We start from the raw sequence: 6,432 nt of genomic DNA, 5'->3' as shown, positions 1-6,432 counted from the left end.
GGTCGCCCGACGCCGGCCGGGCCGCGGCGAACTGCGCCACCGCCCGGGCCCGCAGCGCGGTCTGCCGGGCGATCTCCCGGTCGGCCGCCTGCACCGCACCCAGCGGCCCCGACGCCCACCCGACCGGCGGCGCCGAGGGCACCGGAGCGGTCAGCACGTCGTCCACGCGTTCGATCGTATGTTCGAGGAAGTCACTGCACAAGCCCTTGAGCAGGAGAAACGCCCCAGCAGAGCGCACCTGATCGGTGGCACCTGACGCGGCGGAGCGGCCAGCACGTCGCCTGCGGGGTCACCGACCTCCTCCGCGGCAACGAGCCGTCGGGAGGGGCAGCCGTCCCCAGGGTTCACTGCGAAGTCGAGCCCCGCGCGGCGGTCCAGGCGGCGATCTCCGCCCGCGAGCGGAAGCCGAGACGCGCCAGGATCTGCTCGACGTGCGACTCGGCGGTGCGCGGGGAGATGACCAGCCGCGAGGCGATCTCCCGGTCGGTCAGCCCCTGCGCCACCAGTTCGGCCACCTCCCGCTGCCGCGGCGTGAGCGGGTCGGCCTCGGTGCGCGGCGCGGGCACCGGCGACCGGTCCCCGAGGGCCAGCGCCACCGCCGCCGCCCGGGACAGGGCCGCCCCCTCCCGGTGCAGGGCCGCCCAGCGCCGCTCCCCCAGCGCCTGCACGGCCGCCCTCGCGCACTCCTCGCGCCGTCCGCGCAGCGGTGCGGGCAGCACCGCCGGGATGGAGCGCCAGACCCCGTCCGCGGCACCGGCCAGCCGCGCCGCCCGCTCCCAGTCCCGCTCGGCGGCGGCCACCTCCGCCAGCGCCTCGACGCACAGCGCCGTCCCGCTGCGGTCGTCCACCTCACGCATGAGCTGCAACGCCGCGTGCTCCGACCCCGCGGCCTCCGCCGGCGCGCCGGCCGCCAGCCGCACCAGGCCCAGTCCCCACAGCGCGTGCGAGCGCGTCCACGGGTCGGCGCCCAGCGCGAGACCGCGCTCGAACGCCGCCGCGGCCGCGGGCAGGTCCCCGGCCAGGAAGGCCGTCACCCCCACGTCGGCCCAGCAGAAGGCCTCGTGGCGGGGGTCGGTCGACGCCAGGGCGGCGGCCGCCTCGCGCAGCAGCCGGTCGGCGGCCGCGAGGTCGCCGCGGAACAGCGCAGCCTGCCCCAGGAACTGGGTCGCCAGGGCCGGCACCTGCGCCGGTCCGGTGACGGCGCCCAGGTCCCGGGCCTGCTCGAGCAGCGGGACGGCGGCGTCGGCGTCCGTGGCGGTGAGCTCGACGTAGCCGGCCGCCAGCAGGCCGCGTGCCCGGACGGACGTCGGCCGCGGGCAGGCGGCGAGCAGCGCGGCCAGGTGCCGGCGCCCCTCCCCCAGGTGGCCCCGGGCCGCCCAGTAGAGCCACAGGTCCGCCGCGAGGGCCAGGCCGTGCTCCGCCTCGCCGGGGACGCCGAGGCCCCACTGCAGCGCCTCCCCCACCTCCGCGTGGACGGCGTCGACGGCGTCGAGGGCCGCGACCTGCGCCGGCCCGGTGAACTCCGCGGCAGCCGCGGAGACGACGCCGGCGCACCAGTCGCGGTGCCGCCGCCGCAGGGCTGCCTCCTCGCCGGACCCCGCGAGCAGCTCCCGGCCGTAGGCCCGCACCGTCTCCAGCATCCGGAACCGCCGCCCGTCGCCGACGCGGGTGCCCACCAGCAGCGAGGCCTCGGCGAGGCGGTCGAGCGCGGCGAGCACCGCGGGTGCGGGCAGCACCCCGTCGGCGCAGACCGCCTCCGCCGCGGCCAGGTCGAACCCGGCGGCGAAGACCGACGCCCGTCGCCAGAGGACGCGCTCGGCGGGGGCGAGCAGGTCGGCGCTCCACTGCACGGTCGCCCGCAGCGTCCGGTGCCGCTCGGCGCCCGCCGTCCCCGAGCGGGCGAGCAGCGCGAAGCGGTCGTCGAGGCGGGCGGCCAGCTCGGCGGGGGTCAGCGTGCGCAGCCGGACGGCGGCGAGCTCGACGGCCAGCGGCAGCCCGTCCAGCCGCCGGCAGACGTCGGCGAGCACCTCGGCGTCGGCCGGGGTGAGCGCCAGCCCGGGCACCGCCGCCTCGGCCCGCTGCACGAGCAGCTGCACGGCGTCGTCCGGGCCGGACGGCCCCCCGGCGGGCGGGACGGGCAGCGGCGGCACCGCGAGCAGCGCCTCGCCGTCGACGTCGAGCGGGACCCGGCTGGTGGCGAGCACGGACAGCCGCGGGCAGGCGGCCAGGAGCGTGTCGACGAGGACGGCGGCCGCGTCGCGCACCTGCTCGCAGTTGTCGAGGACGAGCAGCACCTGCCGGTTCCCGACGACCTCGGCGACGCGGGCGGGCAGCCACGAGCCCGAGACGTCGCGCACGTCCAGCGCAGCGGCGACCCGCTCGACGACCGACGAGGGGTCCGAGACCGGGGTGAGGTCAGCGAGGGTCACGCCGTCGGGGAAGGAGCGCCGCACGTCCGCGGCGGCGCGGAGGGCCAGCCGCGTCTTGCCGACGCCACCGGGCCCCACCAGCGTGCCCAGCCGGGCGGCCGACAGCAGCCGGCGGACCTCCGCCAGCTCGGCCCGGCGCCCGACGAAGGAGCTGCGCTCGGCCGGCAGCCTGAGGGTCCCGTCCCGGGCGCCCGGCCTCGCCATGCCGCCCGACCGTAGCGACTCCGTACGGTCCCCGGCCCGGATCCGTACCTCCCTCCGGGGTCCTCCCGATGTGCCCGGGACAGCCCGCGGGACACGGTGGCCGCGTGGACGCAGGTCGCTCGCCGGGGCCCCGGCCCCCCGCACGGGAGCCGGGGCTGTTCCTGGTGGAGCTGCGCGGCAGCTCGCCCGAGGGGCGGGACGAGGAGGGCATGTCCGCCGCCCTCCGGCTCGCCGTCCGCCGCCTGGCGGCCACCGGGACGCCGATCCGGTGGTGCGGTGGCTGGCACGTCCCGGCCGACCGCCGCTGCCTGTGCCTGGTGGAGGCCGCGGACGGGACCGCGGTGGTCCTGGCCCGCGACACCGCCGCCCTCGGGCCGGCCGGCGTCCACCCGGTCCGGCCGCTGCCGGACCGTCCCCGCCCCGCTCGCGACGAAGGCAGGTCCTGACATGTCCGCCATCGAGCACACCCCCGCTCCGCCGCCCCGGGCCGCAGCCGGGACGCGCGGGCTGCGCGCCCGGGCCGCGCGCCGCCCGGTGACCACGCTCCTCGCCGTCACCCTGCCGCTGGGCTGGGCGCTGCTGGCGGTGCCGGCCCTCGCCTTCCACGGCGTCGTCCCCGGCGGCCCGCTGCCCATGGAGCCCTTCGTCCTCGCGCTGACCCTGCTGGTGATGCTCCCGACGGTGCTCTGGGTGACGGCCGCCGCCGACGGGCGGGCCGGGGTGCGCGCGCTGCTCGCCCGCGCGTTCCGGTGGCGCTTCGGCGTCGGGCAGTGGATCGCGGTCCTGCTCGCCCTGCCGGTGACCACCCTCGCCGTGGGCGCGGCCCTCGGCCGGTCGATCACGGCCGCGGACCTGCCCTCGGTGCTGGGCGGCGCCGTCGTCGACCTCGTCGTCGCGGTCGTCGTCATCAACCTGTGGGAGGAGACGGTGTGGGCGGGGTTCGTGCAGACCCGCCTCGAGCACCGGCACGGGCTGGTCGTCGCCGCCGTGCTCACCGCGCTGGCCTTCGGGGGCATCCACCTGCCGATGCTGCTCGCCGCCGAGGTGACGGCGTCCGGGCTGCTCGGCGCGGTCGCCTACCTCCTGCTGGCCGCCGTGCTGGTCCGGCTGGCGGTGGGCGTGTTCCTGCGGCTCACGGCCGGGAGCGTGCTGGCCGTCGCGGTCCTGCACGCGGCCTTCAACGCCAGCAGCGGCGAGGGCGACGTCGTCGACGAGCTGCTCTCCGGCGGGCAGCCCGTGTTCCCCGCCGTGCTGGCCGTCGTGCTGGTGACCGCGGTGGCGGCGGCGCTCCTCGCCCGCCGGCAGCCGGCCGCCCACGAGTGACGGGACGTCCACGGTCCCGGGGTCGCCTGGGCTGCCCCGGGGCCGCTGTCCGGCCTATCGTCTGCGGGTGGACTCGAAGGACCTGCAGGACCTCGTCCGGCGCCGGCTCTGGGAGCTGGGGCTGACCGTGCACGAGGCCGCGCTGCGCGCCCGCGGGGCGGTCGCCCCCGAGGTCCTCGACCGGCTGACCCGCAGCCCCGGGCGGGCCTTCATCAGCCCGCGCATGGCCGGGCACCTGGCCCGCGTCCTGGACGTCCCGGAGAACCGGGTCCGCCGGGCGGCGCGGCTGCCCGAGGTCCCCGACCTCCGCGAGGACGAGCCCACCGGTCCGCACCTGCGCCTGCTCCGGGGCGGGGGCTGACCCGGCGCCGTCCGCACCGGGACGGGTGTGGTGCAGGAGGTGGGACGGACCGGTCCGGCCGTCCCGTGAGGCATCCCACTCCCGGTGCGTCCGTGCAGCTCAGGGCCGTGCGGAGGGGTCCATATACGACGCCGTCCGCGAGGCGCGCGGGAGGTGGCCGGTTGGGCGTGTCCTCGCCGTCGCAGGCAGGATGGACCCCGAGATGGCGAGCGCAGCACGGGCCGGGGCGGTCGCCCCGCAGACGACCAGCCGACCGCTCCGGGCGTGGCAGCAGGCCGCGCTCGACAGGTACGAGGAGCAGGCACCCAAGGACTTCCTGGTCACCGCGACCCCGGGCGCGGGCAAGACGACCTTCGCCCTGACGCTGGCCGCCCGGCTGCTGCAGCGGCGCGAGGTCGCCCGCGTGATCGTGGTCTGCCCCACCGACCACCTGCGGCTGCAGTGGGCCGACGCCGCCGACCGGGTCGGCATCGTGCTCGACCCCGGGCTGACCAACGCCGTCGGCCCGGTGCGCGCCGGCACCCAGGGCTACGTGACCACGTACGCGCAGGTGGCCGGCAAGCCGATGCTGCACGCCGCCCGCGCCACCGCCGTCAAGACACTGGTCGTCCTCGACGAGGTGCACCACGCCGGCGACGGCCTGTCGTGGGGCGAGGCGATCGAGGAGGCCTACGGCTTCGCCGCCCGCCGGCTGTGCCTGACCGGGACGCCGTTCCGGACCAAGCCCGACGAGCGCATCCCGTTCGTGCGCTACGAGGAGGACGGCTTCGAGGGCGACGCCGGGGAGGCCGGCGCCGGACTGGTCAGCCGCGCCGACTACACCTACGGCTACAAGGAGGCGCTGGCCGACAGCGTCGTCCGCCCGGTCGTGTTCGCCGCCTACACCGGCACCTCGCGCTGGCGGAACTCCGCCGGCGAGGTGGTCGCCGCGTCGCTGTCGGAGGCCGGCACCCGGTCGGTGGAGATGGCCGCCTGGCGCACCGCCCTCGACCCCAAGGGCCAGTGGGTGCCGCACGTCATCGCGGCGATGGACGACCGGATCACCCAGCTGCGCGAGCACGGCGGCATGCCCGACGCCGCGGGGCTGATCCTCGCCAGCGACCAGGACGACGCCCGCGCCTACGCCAAGATCGTCCGCCGGGTGACCGGCAAGGCGCCTGAGCTGATCCTCTCCGACGACCCGAAGGCGTCGAAGAAGATCGAGCGCTTCGCCACCGGGTCGGCGCGGATCGCGGTCTGCGTGCGGATGATCTCCGAGGGCGTCGACGTCCCGCGGGCCGCCGTTCTGGCGTGGATGACCTCCTACCGGACGCCGCTGTTCTTCGCCCAGGCCGTCGGCCGCGTCGTCCGCTCCCGGGCGACGCACGAGACCGCCACCGTGTTCCTGCCCGCCGTGCGGCCGCTGCTCGGCCTGGCCGCGTCGCTGGAGAAGGAGCGCAACCACGTCATGCCGCCGCCCAAGGCGGCCGACCCGGAGGCGCTCGACCTCGACCCGCTGCCGCCGAAGGAGCGCGAGCCGGTGGGCCTCAAGCAGTGGGAGGCGCTGGAGGCCGACGCCCGGTTCGCGCACGTGCTGCACGGCGGGACGGCGCACACCGGCTCCGACGGCGCGGTCGCGGTCGCGCCCGAGGACGAGGACTTCCTCGGCATCCCGGGCCTGCTCACCGCCGAGCAGACGGCGTCGCTGCTGGCCCGGCGGGACGACGAGCTGCGGCTGCGGATCGCCCAGCGGGTGCACGACGAGGACACCGGTGAGCTGCCCGTCGTCGAGGACCACCCCGACGAGGACGACGCCGGCCGCTCGTGGCGCGACGCCGCCGAGCTGCGCCGGGAGATCAACCGGCTGGTCAGCCGGGTGTCGGCGAAGACGTCGACGCCGCACGCCGTGGTGCACACGCAGCTGCGCCAGCACGTGCCCGGGCCACCGTCGGCGTCGGCGTCGGTCGACGTCCTGCGCGCCCGTCGCGAGCGCCTCCGCACCATGCTCTGAGGTCCGTGCCCTGAGCCCGTGCACTTCCGCGGAAGTGCACGGACGGGGAGCCGGGCCACACCCGTTCGGGTCATCTCCGGGCGGCAGCGGGTTCGCCGCCGGTGCGCGGGGCACCCGGGCGCCCG

At 77.8% G+C, this 6,432-nt stretch carries 5 protein-coding genes; 4 read left to right on the top strand and 1 reads right to left on the bottom strand.

Going from position 1 to position 6,432, the window contains the following annotated elements; genetic code table 11:
* Positions 1–344: 344 nt before the first annotated feature.
* Positions 345–2,633 (bottom strand): ATP-binding protein, encoded by a 2,289-nt coding sequence (locus LY71_RS19390; protein WP_106280752.1) that lies wholly within the window; start codon positions 2,631–2,633, stop codon positions 345–347.
* Positions 2,634–2,737: 104 nt separating this feature from the next.
* Here LY71_RS19390 and LY71_RS19385 point away from each other — a divergent pair, with 104 nt between their 5' ends.
* The 4 genes from LY71_RS19385 to LY71_RS19370 all read left to right on the top strand — a co-directional run bounded on the left by LY71_RS19385 (position 2,738) and on the right by LY71_RS19370 (position 6,307).
* On the top strand, positions 2,738–3,079 hold the full coding sequence (locus tag LY71_RS19385) for a hypothetical protein (protein ID WP_146146187.1): 342 nt from the start codon (positions 2,738–2,740) through the stop codon (positions 3,077–3,079).
* Position 3,080: 1 nt separating this feature from the next.
* Entirely contained in the window at positions 3,081–3,956 is an 876-nt protein-coding gene (locus tag LY71_RS19380; RefSeq protein ID WP_106280749.1) for a CPBP family intramembrane glutamic endopeptidase, read from the top strand.
* A 67-nt stretch (positions 3,957–4,023) separates the two neighbouring features.
* Positions 4,024–4,317, top strand: a complete 294-nt coding sequence (locus tag LY71_RS19375) for a hypothetical protein (RefSeq protein ID WP_106280747.1) — start codon at positions 4,024–4,026, stop codon at positions 4,315–4,317.
* A gap of 202 nt (positions 4,318–4,519) precedes the next feature.
* On the top strand, positions 4,520–6,307 hold the full coding sequence (locus LY71_RS19370; protein WP_106280793.1) for a DEAD/DEAH box helicase: 1,788 nt from the start codon (positions 4,520–4,522) through the stop codon (positions 6,305–6,307).
* Positions 6,308–6,432 lie beyond the last annotated feature (125 nt).

The organism is Geodermatophilus tzadiensis (assembly GCF_003002915.1).
GTDB classification, from domain to species: Bacteria; Actinomycetota; Actinomycetes; order Mycobacteriales; family Geodermatophilaceae; genus Geodermatophilus; species Geodermatophilus tzadiensis.
This window is presented reverse-complemented; position numbering and strand designations above follow the sequence as displayed.